This is a genomic window from Paenibacillus sp. Y859 (assembly GCF_056786405.1).
This window is the reverse complement of sequence record NZ_JBXCIZ010000004.1, coordinates 98,295-125,234: the sequence shown is the minus strand read 5'-3', so window position 1 is coordinate 125,234 and position 26,940 is coordinate 98,295. Positions and strand designations below refer to the sequence as shown.

The following is a 26,940-nucleotide window of genomic DNA, read 5'->3' as shown; positions in this document are numbered from 1 at the left end:
TCCTTTGCACAAAATTATTAAACCAGAACCGCTGTGTCGATTGATGCTTACACTTTAGAGAATCGATTATGAAGGAGAACCAACTATGTATGAGTTGACGCATAATCAAGCCCAAAACATTGTTGATAGAATGATGAAGGATATCCCCTATAATATTAATATTATGGATCACACAGGATTGATCATCGGGAGTGGAAATAAAGGAAGGATTGGTACGCTGCATCATGGTGCAGTGAAAGCCATAAAACAAAGAAGAGTCGTGGAAATTAACAAAGATGAGGAATTCGTAAAGAAGGGTATCAACTTACCGATCGAATGGAATGGTAGTATTGTTGGAGTGGTAGGAATCAGCGGTGAAGTAAAGGAAACGAGGCCCTTCGGAAACCTTGTAAAGTCTGCTGTTATTTTGTTAATCGATCATAGTATCCAATGGAAAAGGAGAATCTGAAAAATAACCTAAAGCAAGAATTTTTCGGCTTAATTATCAACCCGGACACCACCTATACGAAAGAATTAATGCATCAGGCATTGACCTATGGCATTCAGTTAACTAAGCCCTCGCAAATCATTTATGTGGAATCTTCGAATGAGATTGCTGAGAATATAACTGAAAGCTTATCCTTCTTTAAAATATCCAAATATTCGCTGTGCTTAGTCATTCAGGAAGCGGATAAGATTGAAGCTTTGCACCAAGCCATTGGAAGTCAGTATCCGGATGCTTTCATTTCCACCAGTAATATGAACGACACTATTTCTGACGGACTTTCGCAGGCCAAAGCGGCTATGCATGTTTTGAAGGGGGTCTATCCCAATGAAAAATCCATCTCCTATGGGAAATGTGAGTTCATCGTCGATATGTCGAAACTACTAAAAAATGATACCAGATTGGAACTACTAGCGCATTCACTTGAAAAAAATGATGAATTGATAAAAACACTCCAGATTTACCTGAACTGTAACCTTAACGCCAATGAAACTGCCAGCAGACTTATGATCCACAGGAATACATTAAACTATAGGATAAACAAGATTTATACCCTTACAGGCAAAGATCCCAAAAATATTTTGGAGCTCATGGAACTCACCTTTATGCTGATTCATCGGATAAAATAACGAGGGTGTCCACAACTGTAGGCCACCCTCTTTGATGTTATTTTAACAATCTGGCAATGCTTTCAGATGTACGGGCAACATTCTCTTTGCCTTGCGTAAGGAGGGTATCAATATCTGCTGCTCCCGGAACAATCCCGAAGATAGCATCAAACCCTTCATCATACAATGTTTCCACATCCACGCCCACATATCCCGCAATAGCAATCACTTTCATACTGCTGTTAATACTCTTAGCTGCCTGAGCAACTCCGAAAGGTGCTTTACCGAACTTCGTCTGAAAGTCGATACCCCCTTCTCCTGTAAAGCAGTAATCCACATGTTGCAGTTTTTCTTTCAAACCTGTATACTCGATAACAATTTCAATTCCCTTTTTCATTGTAGAGTTGGTGAAAGCGATCAGTCCGCCACCAAGGCCACCTGCACCACCTGCACCGGGTACATCTACAATATCGAGTCCAAGTTGTTGTTTAATAACATTGCTGTAGTGCCTTAGATTCTCATCTAAGAATGTAACCATCTCAGGTGTAGCACCCTTTTGCGGACCAAACACAACAGATGCGCCTCGTTCCCCGCACAATGGATTGGTTACATCCGATGCTACCAAGATGTTAATATTTTTTAATTGCGGAAGCACATCAGTAACATCGATCTTATCCAACTCACCCAGGTATCCGCCGCCAAGCTGCAACTCATTCCCTTGTTTATCGAGGAATTTAAACCCCAATGCTGTTGCCATTCCGGCCCCACCATCATTCGTAGCACTTCCGCCAATGCCTAGAATGATATCCGTAATGCCCTTTTCAATACACTCCTTAATTAATTCACCTGTTCCTATGGTCGTCGTAATTAAAGGGTTTTTGGTTTCCTTCGTAACATGATGAATTCCACTGGCAGATGCCATTTCAATCACGCCTGTTTTGCCGTCTCCAAGTATTCCATAATGAGCGAGAACCGGTGTACCAAGAGGCCCGGTCACTTCTTTTTGTATCAAGGTGCCGCCTGTTGCATCTACCAATGACTGAACCGTGCCTTCACCGCCATCAGCCATAGGTACATGAATGCATTCTGCATCTGGAATAGCCCTTTTTATACCAATTTCCATGGCTTCGCATACTTCTTTTGCCGTCATGCTTTCTTTGAACGAATCAGGTGCTAACATAAATATTTTACCCATAAATGATTCCCCATTCCTTTTATAAGATAAATCCGAATAGAACTACTGCTACTATAGTCATCGTTATGCCGACCATACTTTCAAACAAGACAACCTTCATTCTATCCTTCATGTTCATGCCCATGGCATTACGAGAAACGTGGAAGTAGGTTCCGTGTGGCAAGTGGTCGATTACCGTAGCACCGGCATGGGTCATAACTGCAGCTGATAGAGGAGCCACACCTGTATTTAATATCGCACTTGAGAATGAACCCGTGGCCAAAATGGCACCTGTTGAAGTGGATGCTGTTGCTCCTGCCATTAATATGCCTGCTATTGGTGCAAGGAAAATTCCAGAAATACCCGATGATTGTACAAGAGCAACAACTTCTGCAGGCAGGGTTGATGCTGTAATCAATCCGCCAATGGCACCTGCGCCAATAATGATCAAAATCGTTGGTGTCATTCGATTTAAACCAGCCGTACAATAATTCACTATTTCTTTTGCTTTACCTAATGCCAAGGAGCCAACTACACCGGCAAATGGTAGGATAAATAAGGAGTCAATTTTAAGTGCTTCAAGGAAATCAACACCTAAGATCGAACCAATCGGGCTAATCATCAAAAGAACAATAGCGATGATTGGAGCTACTAGAGCTTTAGATAAAGGTGGTAGATTCATGGAGCTGGTCTTTTCCAATTCAGTGGCTTCCAAATCCGTTACTTTAGTGCCTTTATACTTAATTAAGGATGCGATTATAACCGCAACTGCTAACCCGAACAGAGCAGGTACTAATCCTCCAAGCATGACCTGGTTAACATCGAGATTGAATCCCCCTGCTGCTGCAATGGTATTCGGGTTAGGTGAAATAATGTTACCCGCTTTACCTCCGCCAGATAGAGCCACTAGCAAAGCAATCTTGGAATATCCCATTTTGTGGCCAACAGACAACGCGATTGGTGCAACAATCAATACGGCAACAGGAATGAATACTCCTACTGCAGTAATAACCATGGTAGCCAATGCAAGCGACAACATGGCTTTCGTTCCACCGAGTTTATCAACAATCACTTTCGCAATGGTTCCCGCTGATCCAGACTCCATCATCACGCCAGCAAAAACACCTGCAGCGATAATACGAATAACTGTACCTTGAACACTTTGTGTTCCAGAAATCAGGATGCTGATTACTTCTGAGAAATTCGCCCCACCAATAAAACCTCCAATAATGGCTCCCAGAATCAATGCATAAGTGGGTGCCAATTTAAACAAAATCAATATAATGGCCAGTGCTAGGCCTGCTAAAGCGCCAATCCAAGTAATATCCATTGCTGCTGTCATCTTAAATCCTCCTCAGGGTGATTTTGACTTTTTGAATTTTGTAGACCCCATTGAGCCAATATGAGTAATCACCACAGATCTTGTAAATTTATTCACATAGTAGCTTTTTTTTGATTTGCATATATCTACATGTATTGTGGTGAATCTTTCTATTACTCCTTTAAGGTCGTCCTGCTCCACTAACTTGAATACGTTTTCATTATATTTGCATTATGAACTTATAACAATTGATATTCTAATGAATATTGTTGTGCATATGCACTAAATAATTCGCGATTAATTTGGGAATCAGATAAGAACATAGCTTATATTTTACTATAAAATGCTGTTATATTCTTTAATTAAGTCACTCTAGGGGCGACCATTTACTACACGACAGATGCTAAGGTCGTTTACGGAGGTCTAGCTATAAAAAAAAGGGGATTCCCATTTCACTCGTAGGATTTGTTCTATCCTTTTCCTACAGCTCGTTAACCTCTTTTATCTTCACTTACACAAAAGAGATGAATTCAAGCTTTTTCTCAGGGTTATTTTTTGTTGTTTTTGCACTTATCATTATCGTTTCAAGACCATTTGTCGGGTTGATGTTAGATCATTTGCGAGAACATTATATTGTGTATCCGGGAATTATCATTTTCGTAATCGGAGTGATATTACTCAGTCAATCAGATACAGGATTTATGTTATTATTTTCAGCAGCCATTATTGGATTAGGTTATGGGGCACTATTTCCATGTTTTCAGTTATTAGCTATTCAATCTGTTACTCAAGAACGCCGTAGCGTTGCTACTTCAACCTTTTTTTTATTTTTTGATTTAGGCTTTGGTGTAGGGTCATTTGTACTAGGATGGATTGCAAGTATGACAAGCTATCAAGATATGTATTTCATTGCAGGGATTGCAGCCTTAGCTTGTAGTGTTATTTATTATGTCATGTATCATCATCCTTCTCTAAAGAGAACGAATGAGAAATCCCAGAACAATTCTAAGTAAATGGACATGCTTACTTCAGGAGCTAACTACGTTACTGATCGTCACTGTATCCGTGTGGAAGGATCAGATGATCCACTGTGCTGCGTGTCACTGGACGAGAGCCGCGGTCACTTAAGAGGATTTCATCCAGGAAATAAGCTTGCTAAGCAGAAATGCCCCCTCGATTTATTGAGGAGGCATTCGCGGATATGGTTCATAGAGCTAGCGAAATTCCTCTGATTCTCTCGCTATAGCATTATAGTTAATTCGCCACAATTGTCGCTGTTACATCGGCTTCACCTGTCGATGTAAGTGCATTTGTCCATGTTATAGTATCTCCAGGTGCAGGTGTTGTTTGCAGCACTCCCATGGTATCATCTCCAGATGTGCCGTCCTTATCAAGTACCTCTATAGTAACTAAAGTATTCGGGGGCTCAGCGATATAAATGGTACTGAACTGCTCAGAGTACTGATTGCCGAATTCAGCTTGCTCATAACCCCAGTATACGTTTTTAGTTGTGTCTTTCGGCATTTGATTATCTTTCCAATGATTATTGTTGATGTGCTCCTGCCCATTTACACTAATCTATATTAAGCAATATTTATCAATCACATAGGCAACGGCATGCTCCAAATTCGAAGGGGCAATATATTGAGCATGCTTCAGCAAATCCGGGTGTGCATTGCTGACAGCTACTCCGAGGCCAGCCTCCTTCAGCATATCCAGATCATTCAAATGGTCGCCAATCGCAATAACCTCTTCCATGTCAACACCTATATGAGTAGCCAGCAGCTTCAAAGCTTTTCCCTTCGATACAGCATGTGGCAATATTTCCAAATAGGTCGCTTCGGAGGTGACCAGCTCGCATCCTTCGCCGACTATCAGCTCAAAGGACTCTCGTACAGCCGAGAAATTCCGATCCTCTTTAATGATCAATATTTTATTGACGGGATTTCGTAGCAGAAATTCAGAACTTTCCCATACTTGACAACCAACACGATCCTTCTTCATATATTCGGTGATAGCAGGATTGATTTCCCGAACAAATAGCTGTTGCTCGGAGTAGAAAATCATATTAAGCGTATGCTTCTCCTGAAGCTCTAACGCTGTTCTTATGACATCCGGTGTGAGGAGTGCTTCATAATGGGTCTCTTTTGTACAGAAATCAACAATCTTCCCACCATTATAAAGAATCACTGGATAACGGATATCCAGCTCCTCAACAAAGCGATAGGCTGCTTCCTCCATCCGTCCAGTTGCCAGCGTTACAATGCCTCCCTGCTGCTGAAAAGCACGTATTGTCTCCCTATTCTGTTCACTGATTTCCTGCCGAGCATCGACTAAGGTTCCGTCAATATCGGTCACTACCATTCGAAAAGGCCGTACTATCGGTGTCATATTTACTCCATCCTCTCCGGCCGCTGTGGTAAACGAGATGCTAGATAACGTGTCTCTTTCTTAGCTCCTGTAACAGACAGCCCGCTTCCCGCTGACTGTGCAAGCTGCTCCCATTCATCGCGGTATATCTCATATTCATGATCATTATTCGTAATCAGAACCCAATCAGGCTTAAGCTCATTGAGTAGACTAGTGTTCCAAGCGTCTAACAGGCCGTGGTGCCCGACCTTGAACACCTGCGGATTAAGCTTCACACGCTTCAGAATCGACTCCCAATTGGTCAAAATTGCATCTCCCGCTAACAGCAACAATTGCACTCCATCCCGATGCGACAGCATCATGACTGTGCTATCCTCATTAGACTGACCATCGAAGGTCGCTAGAAGCGCATCATGTCCTTGGGGTGAAATATGAGCTAGGCTGTGCAAGGTTTGATAGGCGGTCATTTCACTAATGGCGACGGGAGCGATCTGCTGCAGTTCATACTCACCGAATGTCCACTTTGTTCTTTCTCCAAATGGATAGCGTAACGTTATCACTGACTGCTGCTTCATCAGCAGCTGCTGCAACGTCCGATACCCCTCCAGAAGCTCTGCACTTTGGAGCGCTTTCGGATGTGCCAACTCCCCAAGCTGAACATGAAGCTCTGGATAAGGCAGCAGCGCTTCTATAATCGGAAGCTGCGAAGCTACATCGAGCAGGCCATATAGATGATCCGGATGAAGGTGGGTCAACACCAGTAGATCGATCCGCTCCCAGCCCTTGTCAAGGATGAATTGGAGAGGCGTGCGACACTTATCCACGGTACGATCCCCACCATCGATGAGGATAATATAGGGATGCTGGTCTAGGCGTGGTACTTCAATAATAAAGCTGTCTCCTCTTCCCACATTTAGCGCATACCATATGGGCTCCATCGCAATCATCACTCCGTCTTCAGCAAATGAATTCTTGTTTTATCCAATGTAATACGCACATTGCCTTCCAGTAGATCCACTGGGCTCGAATCATCGACGATCCATTCCAGTGAACCGCAATCGACCCAGTAACGAACCATTCTACCGAGAAAGCTACTCTTTCTAACCGTCCCAGTCCACGTATAACTATCCTCGTCTGGTTCATTGCTGTTCGAATCAATAGTGATGCATTCTGGACGAATCATCATCATTACCTTATCTCCACTCTTGAAGCTATAATTCGATCTATTAATCTTAAGTAAATGATCACTGCACTTCATAACCAAATCTTCACCCTCTAAGCCGACTACCTCTCCGTCAAAAAAGTTAGTTACGCCTACAAAATCAGCAACAAACCTGCTCTCAGGCTTAAAATAAATATCCCAAGGTGTACCCACCTGACAAATGACACCTTTATTAAAGACAGCGATCCGATCCGATATGGATAAAGCTTCATCCTGATCATGAGTAACAAATATGGCTGTAACGCCTGTTCGCTGCTGTAAATCACGAAGCTCATCTCTAACCTCGACCCTCATTTTGGCATCCAGATTACTTAACGGCTCATCCATCAGTAGAATATTTTGTCCCGTAATAAGCGCTCTTGCAAAAGCAACACGCTGCTGCTGTCCACCGCTCATTTCTTTGGGAAAACGTTGCTCCAACCCTTTAAGACCGAACATCTCTAGCATTTCGTCTACCTTTTGCTTGATTTCTTGCTTTGGCATTTTCTTGATTTTTAACCCATAGGAAATGTTCTCGTAAACCGTCATATGAGGAAATAGTGCATATTCCTGAAAGACAAGCGGTGTCTTTCTTTTATAAGCTGGCGTATTGTTAACTCTTGTGCCATCTATAAAAATATGTCCTGAATCAGGCTCATGGAAGCCCGCAATCATACGCATTAACGTCGTTTTCCCACATCCGCTCGGACCGAGAAGCGTTGTAAAACTCCCTTTAGGAACCTCAAGTGATATATCATCAATCGCTTTATAGGCTCCAAAGGTTTTGGTTACATTCTGTATAGTTATAATCGTTTCTGCTGTAGTCATAAGTCCCCCCCGACTAGATCTCTAGCGACTTGCCCTGTCGTTTGAACAACAGCTTGGCAATTCCTAGGACACTAAAGGCAATTGTGATTAACACGACTGTAAATGCTGAGGCACTGCCCCACTCTCCGTTACTCACCAGTCCTAGAATAGACACAGTGCCAACCGCGGTGTGGGATGAATAAATGAATATAATAACGCTTAAGCAGGTAATAGATCGTAAGAAAGACAGGACGATAGAGGATATGAAAGGCCCCTTCAGAAGTGGCAGTAGCACATGACGAAAGCTCTTAAAGCTGCTTGCACCTAAATTCGTTGATGCCTCCTCCAATGAGCTGCCAATCTGCTGCAGTGATGCTAGGTTCGCGCTATAACAGTTCGGTAAATTCCAGAACATCAGAGCCAGAACCATAATAATGGACGTACCTGACAAAATAAATGGAGATTCACTAAACCCCATCGCAAATCCTAAACTAAGGAACACGCCAGGTACTGCCCCCGGCAATATCGCTAGAAAATCAAGCAAGCGATTAATACCAATCTGTTTGCGCTGAACAATATAGGCCAAAATAATAGACAGCGTTGCTGCTCCAATAGCGGCTAAGAAAGCAAACGTAATGCTATTGATGACTTCTTTCTTTTTAAACCATACATAGCTCATATTTTCCAAAGTCAGCGTCCAATCATAGCCCCATGTCTTGGTAAAAGCCCCGTAGAACAACACACCATAAATGGCTAGAATAACGATGGTAACAAACATACAGAAGCTGAACAGCCCCCACTTCACATAGCCTCTCACCGGATAGGGCTCAAGCGATGTCTCTTTCCCTGTAACCGTGACATATGAACGTTTGCCTACCCATTTACGATTAATTAAGAATAAGGCCAGCGCAGGAACGAGCAACGTCGTTGACAGCATGGCGGCAGCAGGGAGATTGAACCAGCCGGACATCTGCATGTAAGCTTCTGTTGGTAGCAAAGAATAGCTACCACCAATGATCAGAGGATTACCGAAGTCAGCTAGTATATTCATAGCTGCGATTAAAGCTCCTCCAGCTAAGCCTGGACGGCATAGAGGAAGAAATACATCCTTAAATACCTGCCATCTAGTGGCTCCTAGATTGTAGGCGGCATATTCCAAGTTCGTTGAATTGGACCTCATCACCCCGTAGATAACAGCATAAGCGAATGGGAAGAAGTTAATGGTCTGCACCAGCCACAATCCGTGCCAGCCATATACATCAATGCTGATACCCAGTACATGCTTAGAGATAATACCTTGTCTTCCGAATAATAGAATATATGATAATGCAACGATAAATGGTGGAGAAACGATAGGTAAAATCGTGATGAATTTGAACAATCCCTTGAACGGCATGTTCAATCGTGAAATTGAATAAGCAAAAATAAAAGCAACGACTGTACATGAAATAGTCGATAAAAATGTCATCGTCAAGCTGTTAATTGCCGCCCTCGTCCAACGTGAATTCGTGAACAGCTGCGCATAATCCGCAAAGGTTGGTGCACTGATTACTTTGATAATAGGCCATAGTACGAAGAACCCTGTAAAGATGGCAACTGCTGCAATAACGAAAGCCAGAATCGGCTCATTCTTAAGCTTTCTAACTCCTAACCAGACATCCTTTAAGCCTACTGAAAGCAATGATGTTCACACCTTTCCATAAGAACGTTTCTATCTGAAACAATATGTTTGGCATATCCGTTTCAGATAGAAACTATTTTCCAAATCGTTTTATACCAAGATTTATTTTCCGCCACTAACCTCGCTAAATTTCGCGAGTGCTGCTTCTTTGATTTCAGTTGCCTTCTCGCGGTCGTAATTAACAAGCTTTAGCGTATCGATCGTTGGCATTCCTTCCGGCGGATTAACATCACTGCGTACAGAATAACGACTTGAATTCTCAGTGTTCATCTCTTGTGCTTCCTTCGTCAGTAGCCAATCGATAAAGATTTTAGCATTTTCTATATTCGCTCCGCCTTTAACGATCCCCGCTCCTCCGATTTCGAATGCGGTGTCTTCAAGAATAACGGCTTTTACTGGATAACCTTGTTTCGCGGATTTCACAATATCATGAGCCCAATGCATACCAACAACAAATTCGCCTGTTGCAGCAAGATTGACAACATCTCCGCCTGATGCTACATAATGGTGAACGTTATTGCTCACGTTTTTCACGTAATCCCAAGCCTTATCTTCACCAAGACGGAAGATCTGGGTCGCTGTGAAAATATATCCGCTACCCGCTGTTGCTGGGTTCGGAAGGATAAGAAGGTCTTTATAAGCAGGATCAAGCAGATCATCCCAAGTTGTCGGTTCTTGAACGCCTTGCGATGCTATTTCCTTCTCGAAGCGCTCCTCATTGACTGCTAGTGCTAGAACCCCCATATACCAGCCTTGGAAGTAGCCGTTAGCATCATTGAACATGGCATCCAAATCTTTAGCATTTTCGGAGCTGTACTTTTCCAATAAATCCTGTTCAGCAAGCGGACTGTAGAACTCAACTGATCCGCCAACGAGCACATCAGCCTTAGGTGACCCCTTCTCAGCTTGCACACGTGTACTCGCTTCACCTGCACTGTTCAATCTTAAGTATTCAATCTCAATGCCTGTATCTTCTTTAAACTTCTTTTGTATTTGAACGGTATCATCTTCATTAAGCGCTGAGTAAAGCACCAGTTTACCTGATCCTTCAGTAGACTTACTTGAGCTTCCTTCGTTTCCACAAGCAGATAGCACCAATACCATAGACACTGCCAATACCATCATTTTTTTAAACCTCAACATAATTTGAACCTCCTTAGAATGTGTATAATCTTAACCTAATGACTTGCAAGACTTACGAATAACGAGTCTAGCTTCAATCAATTGAGATCCCTGAGAGGTCGAACTTTCATTTCTCTTATCTGAGATCATATTCAGTAACAACTGTGCGGCTTTCTTCCCCATTTCATCACGCGGTTGATCCATCGTTGTTAACTGAACCCAATGAAGGTCAGCATATTCTAAGTTGTCAAAGCCCATAATCGATAGATTGTCCGGCACACTGATGTTATGTACAGCTAACCATTCAAGCGCACCAATGCCGAGCAAGTCGTTCGCAGCAAATATGGCTGTCAATTGTGAATTGGTCTGAACCAATCGATCCATTGCCATCCGTCCGTGTTCAATGGTTCGGCCCCCAATGACAATACCGTTGTTTGGGACCGGGAGACCACGCATGCTCATGGTGTCTTTATATCCTCTTAACCTTTCTGAACCGGTGAATGATTTCTCTGGCATGGCGATGAAGCCGATACTACTGTGACCCAAGTCAATTAAGTAATTGACAGCAACACAAGCAGCCTCGTAATGATCAACGTCAACAAATGGATAGGGCAGTCCTGCAGGCGTTCTCCGTCTTAAGAACACAACTGGCATTTCCAAGCCTGTCAGCAGGTCTATCAATTCATCATCCACATAATCCGGTGTAATAATGAGCCCATCGAATTGTCTGGATATCGCGTTCGATATGAACTGCTTTTCCTTCTCCGGATTTCGATTCGTGTTCACATACACGACCTGATATCCATGCTCATACAATTGTGTCTCTACTGCATTAGCTAATGCCGAGAAGAAGGGGTCCGAGATATCTGGGATCATTAGACCAATCGTATAAGTCTTCTTCTGTATTAGCCCTTTTGCAATCGCATTTGGATGATAGTTGAGAGAAAGAGCTGCCTCCTTTACTTGAAGTTTCGTTCCCTCGCTTATGTCTGGATGATTATTCAGTGCCCTAGAAACTGTGGAATTTGAAACTCCTACAAGCTTAGCTATATCTTTGATACTTGCCACACAGCTCACTTCCTTCCTATTAATCCAAAATCAATCACTCAACGTTTTTAGGTTGTAGTTTGCTTAGCCGGCTACCGCAAACGTTCCCGCAAACGTTTGTGTTAAATCTAACACTTCAATGTTAGAGGAATATCATCTAGATAATTAGTTTTTGTTAATTAAGTTTTCATCGCTTTATTTTCTCATGATCTTTTGGTTACAGTGACTTTACTATGGTAGACTATTTTGATAGGACACTTTGTCTCACGGTTGAAATAATGAAATGTAACGTATAATAATAGTGTCAAATTCAGGCAGGTGTTTACGATGATTTCAAACCAACGATCTCTTACTCTAAGTCCATACATAGCCATTTACGATATAGTCGTGCCAAAAGATAATATGCTACTTCAAATCAATGACCTCCCAAAACAACAACGAATTGGTAAATGAACTGGACTATTGCCGAAAAGTGATTCAGTCTGTGGAAAAGGAAGAAAGGATGTAGGGATAGACCACGTAGATACCTATTACTTTGATATCGATAAGTGTAAGCAATGTCCTTTGAAAGAAGGTTGCTATAAGGAGGGGGCGATTGCCATATTCGCAGTCAATCTTAAAAGAATATTGACGCTTATGAAGTAAAAGAGTCCGAGAAAAACATAAATAAAGGCGACTTTCCATTCAGATTTGAATGGAAAGTCGCCTTTATCAATTTACATACAATGTAATTGAATGCTTTTAATTTTTCTATCTTTATCAATTGTTATCTTCTGAATAAGCAGATGCAATACCCTTCCAAGGCCATCTAGTATATTCATTCACTTTATTTTATTAATTAACTCTATATATTGTGATTCTCCATATCCTACTGCATCTTATCTGCGATCCGACCCATGAACTCTTCAGCAGCGCTATAGCCGAGCTGCTTGAGATACCAGTTATTCGCCGCTGCCTCGATCAAACCTGCTACATCGCGTCCCGGCTGAAGCTGGACTTCTATATGCGGTATTTGAACGCCGAGATATTCCGTGAACTGTGGTACTATCTCTAACTCATTATTCAGGGAATTCTCCTGCCACGGGGACAGCTCAATATCGAGTACAATTCGCGTCTCGTCCTGGAATGCCCTGCGCCCATATTGGCGTACGACATTGATCAGCCCGACACTGCGTAGGGCAAGGAACTCGCGTGTAGTCTCATTATGTGTTCCGAGAAGCGTCGATGGGCCCAGCTTCTTAAGCACGACAACATCGTCCGCCACAAATCGGTGACCTCTTCCGATGAGCGTATGAGCTGTCTCGCTTTTGCCAATTCCGGATTTACCCCTGAGCAGGATGCCTATGCCGGATACATTCATACATACCCCATGGATCGACACCTCCGGAGCCAAATTCTTCACCAGATAACTGTCCAGCTTGCCGATAAATTCCGTTGTCGTCTCTGGCGTCCGCAGCAGCGGTATGCCCTCCTGATCGCAAAACAAGGTCAGATAAGGAATCTCCTGTTGTCCTGACGTCACAATAAAACATGGTGGATGATATTTAACAACGTTTCCGATATGCATCTTGCGTTCCTCTATAGTAAGTGTCAATAAATAGGTAATTTCCTTACGTCCGAGTACTTGCACCCGCTCCATAGGAAAAAAATCGAAATACCCAACAAACTCCAGTCCTGGTCTGTGCGTTCGTGGACGGGTAATCACGCGATCCATTCGGCTTGCTCCCGCAAGTACTTCCAATTGGAATACCTCCGTAAGGCTTTTAACAGTGATTGTCTTCATGTCTCTCTCCTCCTACAACAGGGCGTACTCCTAGATACCCCTGATATTCAACACTTTGGTTTCTCGGATATATTCCACAACCGATTGGTACATTCCTTCTAACTCAGTGTCGACCTTCTACTGATCATAGTAGAATCAAGATCAACTTGCTACAACGAAACTCTAAAGACTGATTTCATACTCAATTTCAAAGAACTCGACTCTGTCTATATCCCCATTTTCTTGTTTGATTAAACACATGGATATGCCAATCCATGTGTGATACGACAAGTTGAAGAGCACCTGATCACATCAGGCGCTCTCCAACTTGTCGTAATATTTAGCAACCAAATGCCCATATCCGCTAGACGGTTCTTATATCTAAAGCTTCTTTCTCCGAACGGGTATCCATACCTCGCAAATAGAATCCGCTTGACTCTCGTCTACCCAATGATATTTCTCAATGCATGGACCCTCAACTTGTTCAAAGTTCGCCGAAGGGAACCACTCCGAGTAGATCCGTCTCCAAACATTCACAATCTCCAAACCAATCTCCACATCATCCGGAATTTGCTCCCTGCTGTCAAACACCGCATACGTCTGTGTTGGAATCTGGAGAACCGTTAAGTCCTGCGGAGTTTCATTTCCATCCTCTAATTCAGAGCCCATTAAATACCGTTTCGCACCATCTTCGCTAAAATCGTAATGATACCCGTAAAGAAGCGTCCCCGCAGGTTTCCCCAAAACTTCATTGATTTGATCATGCGTTCCATCCTTCCAAATTCTCTCCACAAATTCGGGTATTTCCGTAGCAGCATCCTTTTGAATAATAAAGTCCTTGCCCACCACTGTTGAAGCACTCTCTTCCACAATACGATATTCCATTTCCACTACTCCTTTAATCTGAATTTGAAAGGAGATTCGAGGGAACGACTTGAGCTTCACATCTTGTTTCTTCGCAGCAGAGGGCGTGATGCCATGCAACCGCTGAAAAGCTTTAGTGAACGCCTCTGGACTCTCGTAACCATACTTCAGCGCGACATCAATAACTTTATTGTCCGTACTTGCCAATTCTTCAGCAGAGAGGGTAAGTCGGCGATTACGAATATACTCGGTTACGGTAAAACCGGTCAAGGCATGAAACATTCGCTGAAAATGGTATTTAGAGGACAATGCTGCCTTTGCTATATCCTCGATTTCAAGCCTCGTCTCCAACCTATCTTCCATGTAATCGATAGCCTGACGCAGCAATACTAACGTCTCCATCATTTCTCATCTCCTTTCTCCTTCAGTCTAAGGGGAGTAGGGCATTGGTTCCTGTCCTGTAATGCTCCGTTTTGTCCTGTAAGACTTGCTGTTACTTATGGTACGGTTCATCATATCATCTATTAGGCGAAACTTTGGTTGCCACGGCTCGATCATTTTCCCCATATGTTTTTCCACCATTATTGAGTACTAACTTGACGTTTTCGACATTAGACTTTATGAAGGCTCCTTTGTATGGGATTCTCTTTAAGTTATAATATCCACATAAATTTACCAAACATAGAAAACATGATAATGTTGAGTTTATACCGAGACAAAAGCGGAATCAAGGAATTTTACCAAACATATTTAGTAGAGTTAGTTAATCTCCATACGAAATCAAGCACCAGTGATTTAATAAAGTGGGTGAGTATATCAAAGTTTCAATAGAAGAAATAGGTAAAGAACACGAAGAGGAAATCATCATCCGGTGCCATAAGGTCGATGATGATATATGCGAAATCGTAAACAAGCTGAAGACAGAAGACCTCATTATACTCGGATATCATCATGACAATATTCACCGTATACAACTTAGCGATATCTATTATTTCGAGGCTGTGGACGGTAAGGTTTTTATTTACTGCAAAGATAGCGTATATGAGGTCAAACAAAAGCTGTATGAGTTAGAGGAATTATGCAAAGAAAAGAAATGTTTTCGTGTATCCAAATCTACTGTTTTGAACATAGCTAAAATTTCATATATCCATCCGTCGATGAGTGGCAGATTTCAAGCGGTACTTGATAACGGTGAACGTATTGTGATATCGAGGCAGTATGTACCTGTGCTTAAAAATATGATCGGATTGTAAGGGGGAGATCAATATGGGGCTTTCTGAATTCACCAAAAAAGTAATTACAGATTTCTTGATCATCTTCGCATCCATCATCATTATTATTACTTTTTTGCGACAAATTTTTTATCCCGATATAGCCTTTGATTTGAAGTCGATTTATACCCTTATGGCATTTTCAGCTGTAGGTGCGTTAACGGGATTTATTTTGTATTCTCCTCATGATATAAGCGAGAAAAACATGCGTGTAAGGATCGTAATTCATTTTCTCGCCCTAGAGGTGATAATCATTTCCCTTGGTAGTATCATTGGTATTGTGGATAATGCATTAAGTGTCATCATTTTGGCATCGGAAATCGCGGTAATCTATGTCATCGTTCGTCTGTTATCATGGCAAAATGATAAAAGAGAAGCCCAAAGGATCAACGAACAACTAAAGGAATTCAAGAAAAACATTTGAGAGTAGTCGATAAAACAATATAAAGCAGTTGTCTGCAACAGATTATTATGCGGTAAGCTTTATAGCTTATCGCTCTTTTTTTGCAACTTATTTGCCTGTAGATACAGCTTATTGTTTTGCTATATACATCCTTTCAGCCATTTTTTATGATGAACTCATAGGATTTAAATGTAGAAGGGGAACGGTGTATCCACTATGGGAATGTTACTATTTTTGTTCGCTTTGATCTTTGAGATTTCCTTTACAACCTACTGTATGGTTACGAAGCACAACCATAACAAAGTTAGGAATTGGGCTAGAATTGCCGTATTCATCGTATTTGTAACGCTCACACTTTCATGGGTTATCATATGGAGTTTCCGTTGGTTCTTACTTGCAATATTGCTGTTCATACTGGCGGTAATCGGAACAGTCTCGCTTATCCGTAACAAAGTAAATACGAAAGGATACAAAACTTCTCGTATGATCAGAAAAGCAATCATAATGACACTCACACTGGTATTTTCATTTGCACCTGTACTTGTTTTTCCGCAGTATAATCCCCCACAAGTTACCGGCGAATATAAAGTCGCAACAGCAACGTACACATACACAGACAAGAACCGCATAGATCAGTTTACCGACACCGGTAAGCATAGATTTGTTAACGTAGAATTTTGGTATCCGGACAATACTGATGGAACCTATCCACTATTGGTATTCTCACATGGGGCATACGGTATTAAGGCAAGCAACAGCTCTACCTATACGGAGCTTGCAAGCCACGGTTATGTCGTCGTATCCATCGATCATCCTTATCATTCTTTTTATACGGCTTCAGATGATGGGACAACTGCTATAGTCAATACAGAATATATGCGGGAGATCAACAATTCCAACAAAGAGGGCATCTATACGGTGGAGGAGACTTACGGGTTAATTCAAAAATGGATGAAGCTTCGAACGGACGATATGAATTTTGTAATAGATACAATACTTACACAGTCTAAAGGTAACAGTAACGCCATATATAAGCTTATCAATACCGATAAAATAGGTGTGTTTGGGCACTCCATGGGCGGTGCAGCAAGTGTATGGCTCGGTCGAGAGCGTGATGATATAAGTGCCGTTGTTAATATTGATGCTCCGTTGTTTAGTGAGCTTAGGTACAATAAAGAGATCGATGATCTCGTTGCCAGCGGCGAAGTCTACACGACTCCACTTCTGAATATCTATTCAGATGATGTTTGGGTACAGCTAGATACCAGCTCCACTTATGCCGCGAACAAAGTCATTGATGCAAATTCCACAGAGGCATATACCGTCCATTTTCAAGGTGCTAAGCATTTAAGCCTGACAGATTTACCGCTGTTCTCTCCTCTACTTGCCAATGCACTTCAAGGTGGCGTAGCAGATATTGATCCATATTATTGTATTGAAACCGAAAACCAAATTATTCTTGAGTTCTTTGACTATGTATTAAAAGGCATTGGTAGCTTCACATCCAAAGGAACTTATTGATTAAAATAGAACCGATCTATGCAATTTTGTGCAAGCAAACACTTGTAACATTATTAGCAAGTGTGGGGATCATATCTTATCTAATAGCCATAAAAGTGTTGGTATTGAACCCCAAAGTCTCCGCCATCACTTGCACTTTATTGCCGTTATTTGTGGTACGATTCCTCGTATCACTCTAACAGCGAAATTAAAGGGCACCTGATTGGGTGCCCTAATCATTAGTCATCTTCACTTATAGAGGATGTTCAAAAATCCACCTTTTGATCACGAAGGTTACCAAGAAGCTTACTCGACATCGAAGATTGAATTCAGCCGGTCCTTCCGGTGCTGAAAAGTCGACTTTTTGAACTCGCACTTATACAATACCCAACGGATAAATGCTTGAATTTGTTTCACGATAATAGCTAAACCAGCAATCATAAAGCTAATACCTACCATACTTATCATCGTCACTACAATGATCGGGATCGTTGTCATGGGGTTAAGGCTTAACCACTGTCCAGAGGTTAGCATAGCAACAAAAAGCAAGAACACCATAATAACAGACTGTAAGGCAAGTGCAACCTCTTCCTAAAGTAAGGTTCTTTGCATCCTTTAAGTTATCATTCTTGAAAAACTATCTTTACAATTGTTTTCTCGTTAGGTTTTGAAGAAAAAGATAACTCTGCATGATGCTTCTTAGCAATCTGCGCACATAATGCGAGTCCCAATCCATTTCCCCCTTCTTTTCTACTTCTTGCCTTATCTACTCTATAAAATGCTTCTGTTACCTGAAGGAGCTGCTTCTCTGTCATTCCCTTTCCGTTATCTTCTACTTCAATAAATTTTTTCTCATTTTCAAAATAAGCTCTCATTGTAATATACAAATTCTATTCCTTTTTCTTTGAGCTTAATATTTTCGGTTTGATGAACCTTTCTAAACAACTGTTCTATATCAATAGATTGCGGTTAATGGCGTTCTTAATTCATGTGCCAAATCATCTATCAATCTCTGCCTTTCTCTCGCATGGTTCTCAAGCTCTTCCATCTGATATTGAATTTTATCCGCCATCGTATTAAAACTTTGTACAACTTCTGCGATTTCTTCGCCACCCCTAATCTCTAGCTTTTCTTTGTATTCCCCATTGGCAATCTTATTTGACATACTTGAAATTCTTTCTAGTGGTTCAAATAGATACTCTAATAAAATAAACAAACATATACTTAAAATTCCCGAAAATATGATACTTGCAATAAATAAAGAGTTATTCCTCTTTTCCCACTCATGTACTATATCTGTTATGTCTGCATAATAGACTAATGCATATTGGCTATACTTCTCTGGTAAGTTCCCAGATATTTTTATGTATTTCCTTTCATTTAGTGTCGCAACATGTATCTCCGAACTTCATAATGCATTTTATACGAATCATAAGAATGGGCAATAGCATCATCTATTTCATAACCTCTATTGTTCATAGCCATGATGTCTTTAGTCATACTATTCACTAAAAAATAATGCTCTCTTAGATAGCTCCCTTTAATGCCTGAAAGGTTATGTTTTGTATTACTAATACTAAATAACATAATCCCAACATTAATAAACAATAGAAATAATACCAAAGTCCATATGTACGTTTTGTTTTTCATACTACACCTCTAACCGATAACCTAGTTTATACACGGTTACAATTCTTTTCTCCAACCCTAACTTTTTTCTAAGCTTCTGAATATGAACATCTACCGTTCTTGTTTCTCCCATGAATTCATATCCCCATACTAACTCTAAAAGCTTCTCTCTTGATAAAGCAATGTTTCTATTTCTTATGAGTACCTCTAATAGCTCAAATTCCTTGGGTGTATATTCAACTACTTCCTCATTGGAAAAAAGCCTTCTACTATGAAATTCAACCCTCACATTATCTATTACACTGGTATAGTAGATTTCATATGGACTTCCTTAATTAAAGCCCGAAGTAACGCAGGATATTACTTGAACTATATGTGTCTAAATTCCCATGGTAAAGAAAAGACGGTATCGCTGCTGGATTGCGATCATGACGGCATCCTTTCGAACGAGGGAACCTTTCGGGAAGTGGCGAGGTGCCTAAGGGTTTTGAAATCATAAGATAAGATAAAAGAAATTGTAAGCATATCAACTCTTCCCCTCATTTATCAGCCTCAATAAACTTTACAATAGTAAAACATAACTCGTACGTGAATTTAATAATTACCTAGTATCATTGATTTTGCACATAAAACTAGGGGGATATCATACATCATGAGAAAATTTCATTTATTGAGTTCTATTTTAGCAATCGGTTTGCTTTTTGCGGCATGCTCAAATCAGTCAGAGGAAGTAGTCAATTCTCAGCCTACAAGTGAACCGACAGCCAACAATCAACTTGCAGACACGAACGAAACAGCAACTGTAACGCAAGGAACAAAAATACAACTTAAAGGTTCTCTAAATACACGTGATTTAGGTGGTTACGAAACGTTAGATGGGAAAGTCGTAAAGCCGGATATGCTCATACGTAGTGGTTCACTTGAAAAACTAACTGAACAAGATATTCAAACATTAGTGAATGATTATCAAATAAAAAACATCATTGACCTCAGAACAGAAGCAGAGGTAGCGAAAGATCCGGAGATTGTTATTAATGGCGTGACGAATACGGCTATTCCGCTTATTAAAGATACGAAGCTAGGCATTACGCATGAAAATAAAACAAAGCTTACAGACCCTGCAGATATATTGCTAGCTTATGTTGATACGATGGGCGGAGACGTCGAAGCGTACAATGTAAAATCATATCCCGAATTGGTTACAGAGGACTATTCAATCGGTCAACTGAAATCATTTTTTGAATATGTACTGGCAAATGAAGATGGTGCCGTATTGTATCACTGTACTGCAGGAAAAGACCGAGCTGGCACGGCAACTGCTTTATTGCTTAGCGTACTCGGAGTAGATCGAGAAACAGTCATTGAGGATTTCTTGAAGTCGAATGAATTCCTTAAGCCAAAAATCGATGGAACTGTAAAATTAGCTTCTCAAAAAACCTCTGACGAGCAAGTACTATCTAACGTTCGTTTATTACAAGGTGTTACTGAAAGTTATATCCAAGCTGTCTTCCAAACAATTGACGAACAATATGGTTCTGTTAGTTCATTTTTCGAACAAGAACTTGATATCACAAAAGAGCAACAAGATGAACTGAAAGGTAAATATTTAATGTGAAATAAAGCCAACCTAAACAATACAGGTTACCAGAGTTCTGAGAGATGACCTCTGGTACTCTGTATTGTTTGTTTAGATAACACACTTTTATATTCAATAGGTCATTGCATCGAATACTAATAATTAGCCCTCGTCTTGGATACATCGACCATCGGCATTTGTCCCATCTGTTCGGTCTTTATCCCGGCAATCAAATTACACCTCGCGGAACGTCGGATTTAAGCTCGGCGGCGATTGCGGAGATGCAGTTGCAGAGCCATGCGGGAACAATGGAATGCCGGCAAGTCTGAGCACCGATACATCTTGTTATTAATCTTTCCTCACTAACAGTGAACAGCACTCCACATGAGTCGAGTGCTGTGACCTACGTACCTACTGTCACTTTTAGCATTGCTGCTTCAATTTTCAACTCAACTCTTTGCTGTACCAGTATGCGCGATACGCATCACCGTATCATAAGTAAGGCGAAATCAGACAACCAGTTAATATCTACAGAGTTATATCCTTTATTAGGATGTTTTTCATGATTTGTTCTCTGCCAGAATTTTTTTAACTTCTCTCAAATCAATTTTAGCATGATGCCCATGTTTTTCCAGTAAATTCATCGCGATCCACATGTCACTTGGAGCCGCCTTGTGGATTGCCTGCCGGTGCTACCAAGGCATTCGTATTATCTTTCTCCGAAGCGCTATGGGCAGAAACCCGCGGACGAGGTGTCCACATACTTACCCTGTGCCCGGGTGCGACGGATACGGGCTTCTTCGATGCTGTCGGCAGCCGGGACATGGCGGCGGGCAGTGCGCTGTCCACACCGGAGAACGTAGTTCAAGCCGGATTTCGTGGAATCGACAAAGGAAGCAGTTATATCATCGACGGGCGAAACAACTACATGTCGGCCCAGATGGGCCGTTTTCTTCCCCGACGCAGAGTAGCTTTGATCATGGAACGCATTTCGCGCCCCAAAGCACGCTAAGGGAATGCAAACGGCCGAGTTGCTGTCTTGTATAATTTATAAAAGGCAGCAAATCTGTTTCATAATATTTTAGAACGTTTGCTTCCTTTGCCCTTTCTTCTCCATAACAAATAGCACCCTTTACAGTTTTCAATGATAAAAAGACGAAGGAGTCTTTCCAATGCCACTGTAAGGGGTGCAGTTCTCCATGCGAATGACCTTTCCGATTATTCTTTTATGCTGACAAGGTAGTACAAATCCAACCGAAGGGTTACCCCGATATCATCTCTGCGCTAAATGCATCGTTGACGTCACGAGATGGTTTGTAAAATCTCCGCTACCTGACTTTCCAAATTGGAGTCGTCAATCGTATCCAGATGTTCCGGCTTAATCATTTGATACTGTTTCATCTTATAATATTCGATAATGGCTTGTTTTAACGTGAGATCGTACCATTGGATACTAAAGGTCGGTTCCATAATGCGCCGCAGGGTGGCGTCATCTTGAACCAAGGACAGCACGGCATTCATTCGGTTAAACACCTTCTGGTCCATCCCGGCTTCAAAAAAGTCCTGCAAATTCTTATTCCGATTTTGTTGGGCATAGACAAGCTTTTCATAAAGTGTCGGATAAAATTCCTTGAGATCTTGCAGAAACAAATCAGATATATACGCAACGCACAGCACCGATTGCAGAAATGTTTTTTGGAAGCGATCTATAAAAGAGAGGGAATCATCATTTACAACGAGATCAGCCTGCTGCAAATACTGAATTTCATATTCGACTACCTTTTCGATGATATCCTCTTTGGATGAAAAATGTTTATATAACGTCACTTTGCTAATATCCATATATTTTGCGATATCGTCGATTCTCAATTGGCTAAACTTGGTCTTTCGAACGATAGGCTTGATTTTATTCATATAATGATTTGCGCTCATCGGTTTTCTCACGACTTAGGCCCCCTTTGATGCTTACTTCACAATAGTATAGCAAAATCGCTAGGACCACAAACTTCATTAACTTATTTTACTAACTTAACTAATTTAGTGAATTTAGTTTACTTTAATGATTCCTTGCTGTATAATCCTTCCTGTACCTAATCATGCCAATGAGATGAAAGGATGGATACTATGCGTGTATTTGTAACTGGTTCAACGGGGTTCATCGGTTCTGCCGTCGTACGCGAACTTCTCGATGCGGGGCATCAGGTTGTTGGACTCGCCCGCTCGGATAAGTCAGCCACAGCGTTGAAGGCGTCCGGCGCCGAAGTACAACGCGGCGACCTCGATGACCTTGACAGCCTGCGAGAAGGTGCCGGATCGGCGGACGGGGTCATTCACTTGGCCTTCAAACACGACTTCGCCAGCTTTGAGGCGGCTGCAGCAGCCGACAGTCTGGCGATCGAGGCCATGGGATCGGTGCTCAAGGGTACCGGGAAACCATTCGTGGCCACCTCAGGCACGTTGATGCTCATACCGGGAATCCTGGGGACGGAGGAACAGGCGTCGACGCAATCTACGCCGCGACGCTCCGAGGAGGCAGCTCTTGAGCTGGCTGAACACGGGGTGCGGTCATCGATCGTCCGCCTCGCGCCGTCCGTACATGGTGAGGGCGAGCAGGGCTTCGTTCCGACCCTCATCGAGATCGCGCGCCAAAAAGGGGTTTCAGCCTATGTGGGAGATGGACTCAACCGATGGCCGGCAGTACATCAATTGGATGCAGCACGTCTCTTCAGACTGGTGCTTGAAAAAGGCGACAAGGAAGTCATCTATCACGGGGTCGCCGACGAGGGAGTGCCCTTCCGGGATATTGCCAGCGTCATCGGGCGTCACTTAAACCTGCCAGTGGTCAGCATCACCCGTGAAGAGGCAGACGCTCACTTCGGATGGCTCTCCTTCGCTGCCTCCACGGATAATCCAGCGTCGAGCGCGCTGACAAAGGAACGCTTAGGATGGCAGCCGGTCCATCCTGGCCTGATCCAAGACGTTGAACAGGGCCACTATTTTAACAGGTGAGAAAAGTTTGTAGTTGAATTACGGTTGTTGGATATAGGTTGAGAGATGACACAGAAAAAGCTCGCTGCGACAGCGAGCTTCTTTAATATATAGACTGTAAAAAATTACCCGCCTCCTACGTGCTAGTGTACTCCCGGATTGGCCGTTCGACCCCCTGCTCCGCCGCTTTTTTAAGTAGTCTACCTGTGCTTTTAGGTAATCTCGTTCTTCCTCCACACCTTCAAATACTGTACGGAGGCGTCCTTTAAGTGGGTTAGATTGCCCCTTACACACATCGAATTTTTCCCCATCTAGCCATTTCTTCACCCATACCTTAATTGTGTGCAACTTCTGATTTCTAACCTGTTTGCTACAATTTTATAGCTCTCTGATCCTTACACATAAGCCTTTACTGCCTCTACTTTGAACTCATCCGAATACTGCTGAAATACTTGTCCTTTTTTAGCCATGAAAATATCCCCTCCAAGTTCACTCTTATCCACATGATAACATGCTTTTTTGAGTGTCTACTTAAAGGGGATAATACCATACTAGTATTGCCCTAGAAGGCCTTTCTTCATAGCTATTTTCTCGCAGCGTTGAAACACAAAGAGCCCTAGAATCAAATATACCAGCGAATTCAATAATAATGACCCATAATCCGACAGCGGTAATTGTGTCAACGTCAGATCCTCCATCATCACTGTTCTTACCATATTCACTCCTTTGACAAATGGGGCGAATGCTAGAAACGGGGCTACAGTTAACGGAACGAATACAAGCCCCATCAATACAAACTGAAAAATCTGCAGAAATGCTTGAATTTGTTTCACGATAATAGCTAAACCAGCAATCATAAAGCTAATACCTACCATACTTATCATCGTCACTACAATGATCGGGATCGTTGTCATGGGGTTAAGACTCAACCACTGTCCAGAGGTGAGCATAGCAACAAAAAGCAAGAACACCATAATAACAGACTGTAAGCCAAATTGTCCGATGATCCGCGTGAGCATGATTTTCCACACACCCATGGGAGACATATATATTTGTTCTAACGTTCCACGTGTCGCTTCTGTTACTACCGAAAAACCAATAAAGTTCATCGTCATCATCGTTAAGCTCCAAAAGACGACACTTACAATGGAATATTGAACATTACTATCGAAGCTGGCTGGATCACCTATGAACATAATCCCAAAAAAGGCAGCCAGAAATATAATATAAAAGGTGAATACTAACGCAATCGTGTTCGGTAGATACCGTTTCATCTCAATATATTCCTTACGGAAATTAGCATTGAATAAGTGGAGCCATTTCATGAGTCTTCCCTCCCTTTACAATCTGAATAAACACTTGTTCAAAATCGATCGTTATACGATCAATACTTTCCACCATCGTTCCTTCCTCTTTCAGAAGATCGAACAACTCGTAGATGTCCTGACTATGCTCCAAATTCACTTCCACAATGCTTTCATGGGAACTTGCTTTATAAGTACTTAAAGGGAATCTACTCAACAGTGTACTCTCCTGGTTTATGCTTAATTGCTCACCCAGCTTAATTGAATATGCCCTTGTCTCAAATAACTTAAGTAAATTGTCCACCCTGTCGTCAATCACAACTTCACCTTTATTAATGATAATGGCACGGTCACACAGCTCCTGAACGACGGGCATATCATGTGAACTAATAATAATCGTGCGTTTTTCTTCCTTAACGATCCTTTTTAGAATATTACGCAATTCATAACTAACCTCAACATCCAAGCCGAGCGTTGGCTCATCTAGCAAGATGACATCCGTATTAGCTAGTAGTGCTACAGCGATTGCCAGCTTTTGTTGCATCCCACGGGACAATCCATTGACAAGCTCATTCTCCTTTTCCTTAAGGTTGAATTGCTCTAATAATTTATCCGCTTGATAGGCCACTTGCTTCCGAGAGTAACCCCGGTTACCCGCGAAATACTCTAGGTTCTCCCGGACGGTAAGACGCCAATATAAATTTCGGTTCCCTTCTAATACAGCACTAATATGCTCTAGAGCTTTGAGTCTCTTCTTACCAATATCTAAGCCATTAATGTGTATAGAACCTGCATCCGATTCTAACAAGCCACAGAGCATCTTGATCGTTGATGTTTTCCCAGCACCATTAGGCCCTAATAAACCGAGAACCTCTCCACGATTCACATGAAAAGAAACATCACGAACGGCATGTATCTTCTCTTCCGTTTTCCTTTTCCCATACACCTTGCTAATTCCCCGTACTTCAATCATCTTCTCCACCCTATAACCATCCTCTCCCGTACAATATAAAAAGTAATTCCATTGATCTATTTATTATATTTTAGGATCTCCATTTTATTAACTGGCTTCAGATGGATAACTCCTCCGTCTGAGGGATGAGATTTCTGTGTTAGTTGTGTTGGTACAAGTAACGACGACAAGCCCCATATCATTGGTTCCACACCGTATTGCTTTTTGCACAGTTTTTTATCGCTCATAATTTCCTATACAAATAAAAAAACGGCATCTCTGCCGTTTAATTTAAGGTATTGGTGGACCTTAGCGGGATCAAACCGCTGACCTCTACACTGCCAGTGTAGCGCTCTCCCACTGTTGTTACTTTCACTGCCCATTGCATCTACAGTCCTCTAGAACGTTCGCCAATGGCCGTTAGCCTTCTAACTGTAGCGTTTCATCAAGACCTTCCCTCATTTAGGCGATCATAACAGTAGCAAAAAAAATGATCATACCCGGTGGATTCATTTGATGTTACGCTTCTATGGATTATGCCCAGGTAGTAGTCGTTTCAACCGGCAGGCGGTAGGTAGGATAGCCCTCTTGGTCTGCTTTCCCTATTGAGATCAACATGACCGGTTGGAACCGCTTTTTGTCTAGGCCAAAAGCTTCTGCGATCCGGTCCTTTTCATAACCGGCCATCGGATTGGTGGCATCTCCTCCCTGCTAATCTTCACTTCGGAATCGTAGACTTTAACAGAACTGCGCTCCAAGACGATTTTATTGAAATCGTTTGTTTTGTGGAATTCACTTGTGATGGAACTCATGTAGAATTCACTCCTTTTATATTTGTTTTCAAAATATATTCAATCTTCGGTAGCCTCTGACAAT

General features: G+C 41.9%; 30 protein-coding genes and 2 pseudogenes. 10 read left to right on the top strand and 22 right to left on the bottom strand.

Annotation, left to right across the window (positions count from 1 at the left end):
- Nucleotides 1-85: 85 nt before the first annotated feature.
- Together AC1TO8_RS11715 and AC1TO8_RS11710 are read left to right on the top strand one after the other, a co-directional pair.
- Nucleotides 86-448: a sugar diacid recognition domain-containing protein gene (locus tag AC1TO8_RS11715; protein ID WP_482055794.1), complete on the top strand. Its 363-nt coding sequence runs from the start codon at nucleotides 86-88 to the stop codon at nucleotides 446-448.
- Nucleotides 430-1,113: a PucR family transcriptional regulator gene (locus tag AC1TO8_RS11710; protein WP_482055793.1), complete on the top strand. Its 684-nt coding sequence runs from the start codon at nucleotides 430-432 to the stop codon at nucleotides 1,111-1,113. Before AC1TO8_RS11715 ends, AC1TO8_RS11710 begins: the two co-directional genes overlap by 19 nt.
- Nucleotides 1,114-1,150: 37 nt before the next feature.
- Here AC1TO8_RS11710 and AC1TO8_RS11705 read toward each other — a convergent pair whose 3' ends face one another.
- Complete coding sequence (locus tag AC1TO8_RS11705; RefSeq protein WP_482055792.1) at nucleotides 1,151-2,287, bottom strand: glycerate kinase family protein; 1,137 nt, start codon at nucleotides 2,285-2,287, stop codon at nucleotides 1,151-1,153.
- 19 nt (nucleotides 2,288-2,306) lie between these two features.
- Nucleotides 2,307-3,608, bottom strand: coding sequence for a GntP family permease (locus tag AC1TO8_RS11700; protein WP_482055791.1), 1,302 nt, complete (start codon nucleotides 3,606-3,608; stop codon nucleotides 2,307-2,309).
- A gap of 422 nt (nucleotides 3,609-4,030) precedes the next feature.
- Between AC1TO8_RS11700 and AC1TO8_RS11695 the strand changes: the two genes are divergently transcribed.
- Together AC1TO8_RS11695 and AC1TO8_RS11690 are read left to right on the top strand one after the other, a co-directional pair.
- Nucleotides 4,031-4,600 (top strand): MFS transporter, encoded by a 570-nt coding sequence (locus AC1TO8_RS11695; RefSeq protein WP_482055959.1) that lies wholly within the window; start codon nucleotides 4,031-4,033, stop codon nucleotides 4,598-4,600.
- Nucleotides 4,601-4,819, top strand: coding sequence for a hypothetical protein (locus tag AC1TO8_RS11690; RefSeq protein ID WP_482055790.1), 219 nt, complete (start codon nucleotides 4,601-4,603; stop codon nucleotides 4,817-4,819). It begins immediately after the preceding gene.
- A 22-nt stretch (nucleotides 4,820-4,841) separates the two neighbouring features.
- Here AC1TO8_RS11690 and AC1TO8_RS11685 read toward each other — a convergent pair whose 3' ends face one another.
- From AC1TO8_RS11685 to AC1TO8_RS11645, 9 genes are all read right to left on the bottom strand, one after another.
- Nucleotides 4,842-5,111: a C2 domain-containing protein gene (locus tag AC1TO8_RS11685; protein WP_482055789.1), complete on the bottom strand. Its 270-nt coding sequence runs from the start codon at nucleotides 5,109-5,111 to the stop codon at nucleotides 4,842-4,844.
- 54 nt (nucleotides 5,112-5,165) lie between these two features.
- Nucleotides 5,166-5,978 (bottom strand): Cof-type HAD-IIB family hydrolase, encoded by an 813-nt coding sequence (locus tag AC1TO8_RS11680; protein ID WP_482055788.1) that lies wholly within the window; start codon nucleotides 5,976-5,978, stop codon nucleotides 5,166-5,168.
- A gap of 2 nt (nucleotides 5,979-5,980) precedes the next feature.
- Nucleotides 5,981-6,895 (bottom strand): ComEC/Rec2 family competence protein, encoded by a 915-nt coding sequence (locus AC1TO8_RS11675; protein ID WP_482055787.1) that lies wholly within the window; start codon nucleotides 6,893-6,895, stop codon nucleotides 5,981-5,983.
- Nucleotides 6,896-6,903: 8 nt separating this feature from the next.
- On the bottom strand, nucleotides 6,904-7,986 hold the full coding sequence (locus AC1TO8_RS11670) for an ABC transporter ATP-binding protein (protein WP_482055786.1): 1,083 nt from the start codon (nucleotides 7,984-7,986) through the stop codon (nucleotides 6,904-6,906).
- 13 nt (nucleotides 7,987-7,999) lie between these two features.
- Nucleotides 8,000-9,646 (bottom strand): ABC transporter permease, encoded by a 1,647-nt coding sequence (locus AC1TO8_RS11665; RefSeq protein ID WP_482055785.1) that lies wholly within the window; start codon nucleotides 9,644-9,646, stop codon nucleotides 8,000-8,002.
- Nucleotides 9,647-9,748: 102 nt separating this feature from the next.
- Entirely contained in the window at nucleotides 9,749-10,789 is a 1,041-nt protein-coding gene (locus AC1TO8_RS11660; RefSeq protein ID WP_482055784.1) for an ABC transporter substrate-binding protein, read from the bottom strand.
- Between the two features lie 30 nt (nucleotides 10,790-10,819).
- Entirely contained in the window at nucleotides 10,820-11,836 is a 1,017-nt protein-coding gene (locus AC1TO8_RS11655; protein WP_482055783.1) for a LacI family DNA-binding transcriptional regulator, read from the bottom strand.
- Nucleotides 11,837-12,683: 847 nt separating this feature from the next.
- Nucleotides 12,684-13,598: an HPr(Ser) kinase/phosphatase gene (gene hprK / locus AC1TO8_RS11650; protein WP_482055782.1), complete on the bottom strand. Its 915-nt coding sequence runs from the start codon at nucleotides 13,596-13,598 to the stop codon at nucleotides 12,684-12,686.
- Nucleotides 13,599-13,958: 360 nt separating this feature from the next.
- Nucleotides 13,959-14,846, bottom strand: coding sequence for an AraC family transcriptional regulator (locus AC1TO8_RS11645; RefSeq protein ID WP_482055781.1), 888 nt, complete (start codon nucleotides 14,844-14,846; stop codon nucleotides 13,959-13,961).
- Nucleotides 14,847-15,244: 398 nt separating this feature from the next.
- Between AC1TO8_RS11645 and AC1TO8_RS11640 the strand changes: the two genes are divergently transcribed.
- From AC1TO8_RS11640 to AC1TO8_RS11630, 3 genes are all read left to right on the top strand, one after another.
- Entirely contained in the window at nucleotides 15,245-15,694 is a 450-nt protein-coding gene (locus AC1TO8_RS11640) for a LytTR family DNA-binding domain-containing protein (RefSeq protein ID WP_482055780.1), read from the top strand.
- A gap of 13 nt (nucleotides 15,695-15,707) precedes the next feature.
- Nucleotides 15,708-16,136 (top strand): hypothetical protein, encoded by a 429-nt coding sequence (locus AC1TO8_RS11635; RefSeq protein WP_482055779.1) that lies wholly within the window; start codon nucleotides 15,708-15,710, stop codon nucleotides 16,134-16,136.
- Between the two features lie 195 nt (nucleotides 16,137-16,331).
- The gene (locus AC1TO8_RS11630) at nucleotides 16,332-17,636 is read left to right on the top strand and encodes an alpha/beta hydrolase family protein (RefSeq protein ID WP_482055778.1); all 1,305 of its coding nucleotides are present in this window, start codon (nucleotides 16,332-16,334) and stop codon (nucleotides 17,634-17,636) included.
- A gap of 285 nt (nucleotides 17,637-17,921) precedes the next feature.
- Here the strand turns inward: AC1TO8_RS11630 and AC1TO8_RS11625 are convergent, their stop codons facing one another.
- The 5 genes and pseudogenes from AC1TO8_RS11625 to AC1TO8_RS11605 all read right to left on the bottom strand — a co-directional run.
- On the bottom strand, nucleotides 17,922-18,173 hold the full coding sequence (locus tag AC1TO8_RS11625) for a hypothetical protein (RefSeq protein ID WP_482055777.1): 252 nt from the start codon (nucleotides 18,171-18,173) through the stop codon (nucleotides 17,922-17,924).
- Nucleotides 18,174-18,238: 65 nt separating this feature from the next.
- On the bottom strand, nucleotides 18,239-18,490 hold the full coding sequence (locus AC1TO8_RS11620) for an ATP-binding protein (protein ID WP_482055776.1): 252 nt from the start codon (nucleotides 18,488-18,490) through the stop codon (nucleotides 18,239-18,241).
- A gap of 80 nt (nucleotides 18,491-18,570) precedes the next feature.
- Nucleotides 18,571-18,831, bottom strand: coding sequence for a HAMP domain-containing protein (locus AC1TO8_RS11615; RefSeq protein WP_482055775.1), 261 nt, complete (start codon nucleotides 18,829-18,831; stop codon nucleotides 18,571-18,573).
- Nucleotides 18,832-18,995: 164 nt separating this feature from the next.
- Nucleotides 18,996-19,265, bottom strand: a complete 270-nt coding sequence (locus AC1TO8_RS11610; RefSeq protein ID WP_482055774.1) for a hypothetical protein — start codon at nucleotides 19,263-19,265, stop codon at nucleotides 18,996-18,998.
- Between the two features lies 1 nt (nucleotide 19,266).
- Nucleotides 19,267-19,491 (bottom strand): annotated as a pseudogene (locus AC1TO8_RS11605) (winged helix-turn-helix domain-containing protein); the annotation flags it as partial.
- Nucleotides 19,492-19,896: 405 nt separating this feature from the next.
- Here AC1TO8_RS11605 and AC1TO8_RS11600 point away from each other — a divergent pair.
- Entirely contained in the window at nucleotides 19,897-20,859 is a 963-nt protein-coding gene (locus tag AC1TO8_RS11600; protein ID WP_482055773.1) for a tyrosine-protein phosphatase, read from the top strand.
- Between the two features lie 104 nt (nucleotides 20,860-20,963).
- Complete coding sequence (locus tag AC1TO8_RS11595) at nucleotides 20,964-21,149, top strand: glycosyl hydrolase family 95 catalytic domain-containing protein (protein ID WP_482055772.1); 186 nt, start codon at nucleotides 20,964-20,966, stop codon at nucleotides 21,147-21,149.
- A gap of 328 nt (nucleotides 21,150-21,477) precedes the next feature.
- Here AC1TO8_RS11595 and AC1TO8_RS11590 read toward each other — a convergent pair whose 3' ends face one another.
- Complete coding sequence (locus AC1TO8_RS11590) at nucleotides 21,478-21,645, bottom strand: hypothetical protein (protein ID WP_482055771.1); 168 nt, start codon at nucleotides 21,643-21,645, stop codon at nucleotides 21,478-21,480.
- A 477-nt stretch (nucleotides 21,646-22,122) separates the two neighbouring features.
- A complete protein-coding gene (locus tag AC1TO8_RS11585) occupies nucleotides 22,123-22,764 on the bottom strand; it encodes a TetR/AcrR family transcriptional regulator (protein ID WP_482055770.1) in 642 nt (213 codons plus the stop codon).
- Between the two features lie 180 nt (nucleotides 22,765-22,944).
- Between AC1TO8_RS11585 and AC1TO8_RS11580 the strand changes: the two genes are divergently transcribed.
- A complete protein-coding gene (locus AC1TO8_RS11580) occupies nucleotides 22,945-23,829 on the top strand; it encodes an SDR family oxidoreductase (RefSeq protein ID WP_482055958.1) in 885 nt (294 codons plus the stop codon).
- Between the two features lie 530 nt (nucleotides 23,830-24,359).
- On the opposite strand, the gene AC1TO8_RS11575 is transcribed toward AC1TO8_RS11580, so the two are convergent.
- The 4 genes and pseudogenes from AC1TO8_RS11575 to AC1TO8_RS11560 form a co-directional block, all read right to left on the bottom strand.
- Entirely contained in the window at nucleotides 24,360-25,133 is a 774-nt protein-coding gene (locus AC1TO8_RS11575; RefSeq protein ID WP_482055769.1) for an ABC transporter permease, read from the bottom strand.
- Nucleotides 25,105-26,094 carry an ABC transporter ATP-binding protein gene (locus AC1TO8_RS11570; RefSeq protein WP_482055768.1) on the bottom strand — a complete coding sequence of 330 codons (990 nt, stop codon included), beginning with the start codon at nucleotides 26,092-26,094 and terminating at the stop codon, nucleotides 25,105-25,107. Before AC1TO8_RS11570 ends, AC1TO8_RS11575 begins: the two co-directional genes overlap by 29 nt.
- A gap of 504 nt (nucleotides 26,095-26,598) precedes the next feature.
- Nucleotides 26,599-26,769 (bottom strand): annotated as a pseudogene (locus AC1TO8_RS11565) (nitroreductase family protein); the annotation flags it as partial.
- Nucleotides 26,706-26,876 carry a hypothetical protein gene (locus tag AC1TO8_RS11560; RefSeq protein ID WP_482055767.1) on the bottom strand — a complete coding sequence of 57 codons (171 nt, stop codon included), beginning with the start codon at nucleotides 26,874-26,876 and terminating at the stop codon, nucleotides 26,706-26,708. The pseudogene AC1TO8_RS11565 and the gene AC1TO8_RS11560, both read right to left, overlap by 64 nt.
- Nucleotides 26,877-26,940 lie beyond the last annotated feature (64 nt).

Coding starts and splice junctions, on each gene's coding strand:
- AC1TO8_RS11560 (WP_482055767.1), bottom strand. CDS start 26,876: ATGAGTTCCATCACAAGTGAATTCCACAAAACAAACGATTTCAATAAA.
- AC1TO8_RS11590 (WP_482055771.1), bottom strand. CDS start 21,645: ATGTCCCGGCTGCCGACAGCATCGAAGAAGCCCGTATCCGTCGCACCC.
- AC1TO8_RS11600 (WP_482055773.1), top strand. CDS start 19,897: ATGAGAAAATTTCATTTATTGAGTTCTATTTTAGCAATCGGTTTGCTT.
- AC1TO8_RS11670 (WP_482055786.1), bottom strand. CDS start 7,986: ATGACTACAGCAGAAACGATTATAACTATACAGAATGTAACCAAAACC.
- AC1TO8_RS11620 (WP_482055776.1), bottom strand. CDS start 18,490: ATGAGAGCTTATTTTGAAAATGAGAAAAAATTTATTGAAGTAGAAGAT.
- AC1TO8_RS11675 (WP_482055787.1), bottom strand. CDS start 6,895: ATGGAGCCCATATGGTATGCGCTAAATGTGGGAAGAGGAGACAGCTTT.
- hprK (WP_482055782.1), bottom strand. CDS start 13,598: ATGAAGACAATCACTGTTAAAAGCCTTACGGAGGTATTCCAATTGGAA.
- AC1TO8_RS11660 (WP_482055784.1), bottom strand. CDS start 10,789: ATGTTGAGGTTTAAAAAAATGATGGTATTGGCAGTGTCTATGGTATTG.
- AC1TO8_RS11580 (WP_482055958.1), top strand. CDS start 22,945: ATGCGTGTATTTGTAACTGGTTCAACGGGGTTCATCGGTTCTGCCGTC.
- AC1TO8_RS11610 (WP_482055774.1), bottom strand. CDS start 19,265: ATGAAAAACAAAACGTACATATGGACTTTGGTATTATTTCTATTGTTT.
- AC1TO8_RS11685 (WP_482055789.1), bottom strand. CDS start 5,111: ATGCCGAAAGACACAACTAAAAACGTATACTGGGGTTATGAGCAAGCT.
- AC1TO8_RS11635 (WP_482055779.1), top strand. CDS start 15,708: ATGGGGCTTTCTGAATTCACCAAAAAAGTAATTACAGATTTCTTGATC.
- AC1TO8_RS11690 (WP_482055790.1), top strand. CDS start 4,601: ATGGACATGCTTACTTCAGGAGCTAACTACGTTACTGATCGTCACTGT.
- AC1TO8_RS11715 (WP_482055794.1), top strand. CDS start 86: ATGTATGAGTTGACGCATAATCAAGCCCAAAACATTGTTGATAGAATG.
- AC1TO8_RS11710 (WP_482055793.1), top strand. CDS start 430: ATGGAAAAGGAGAATCTGAAAAATAACCTAAAGCAAGAATTTTTCGGC.
- AC1TO8_RS11680 (WP_482055788.1), bottom strand. CDS start 5,978: ATGACACCGATAGTACGGCCTTTTCGAATGGTAGTGACCGATATTGAC.
- AC1TO8_RS11645 (WP_482055781.1), bottom strand. CDS start 14,846: ATGATGGAGACGTTAGTATTGCTGCGTCAGGCTATCGATTACATGGAA.
- AC1TO8_RS11630 (WP_482055778.1), top strand. CDS start 16,332: ATGGGAATGTTACTATTTTTGTTCGCTTTGATCTTTGAGATTTCCTTT.
- AC1TO8_RS11705 (WP_482055792.1), bottom strand. CDS start 2,287: ATGGGTAAAATATTTATGTTAGCACCTGATTCGTTCAAAGAAAGCATG.
- AC1TO8_RS11625 (WP_482055777.1), bottom strand. CDS start 18,173: ATGGTGTTCTTGCTTTTTGTTGCTATGCTAACCTCTGGACAGTGGTTA.
- AC1TO8_RS11575 (WP_482055769.1), bottom strand. CDS start 25,133: ATGAAATGGCTCCACTTATTCAATGCTAATTTCCGTAAGGAATATATT.
- AC1TO8_RS11700 (WP_482055791.1), bottom strand. CDS start 3,608: ATGACAGCAGCAATGGATATTACTTGGATTGGCGCTTTAGCAGGCCTA.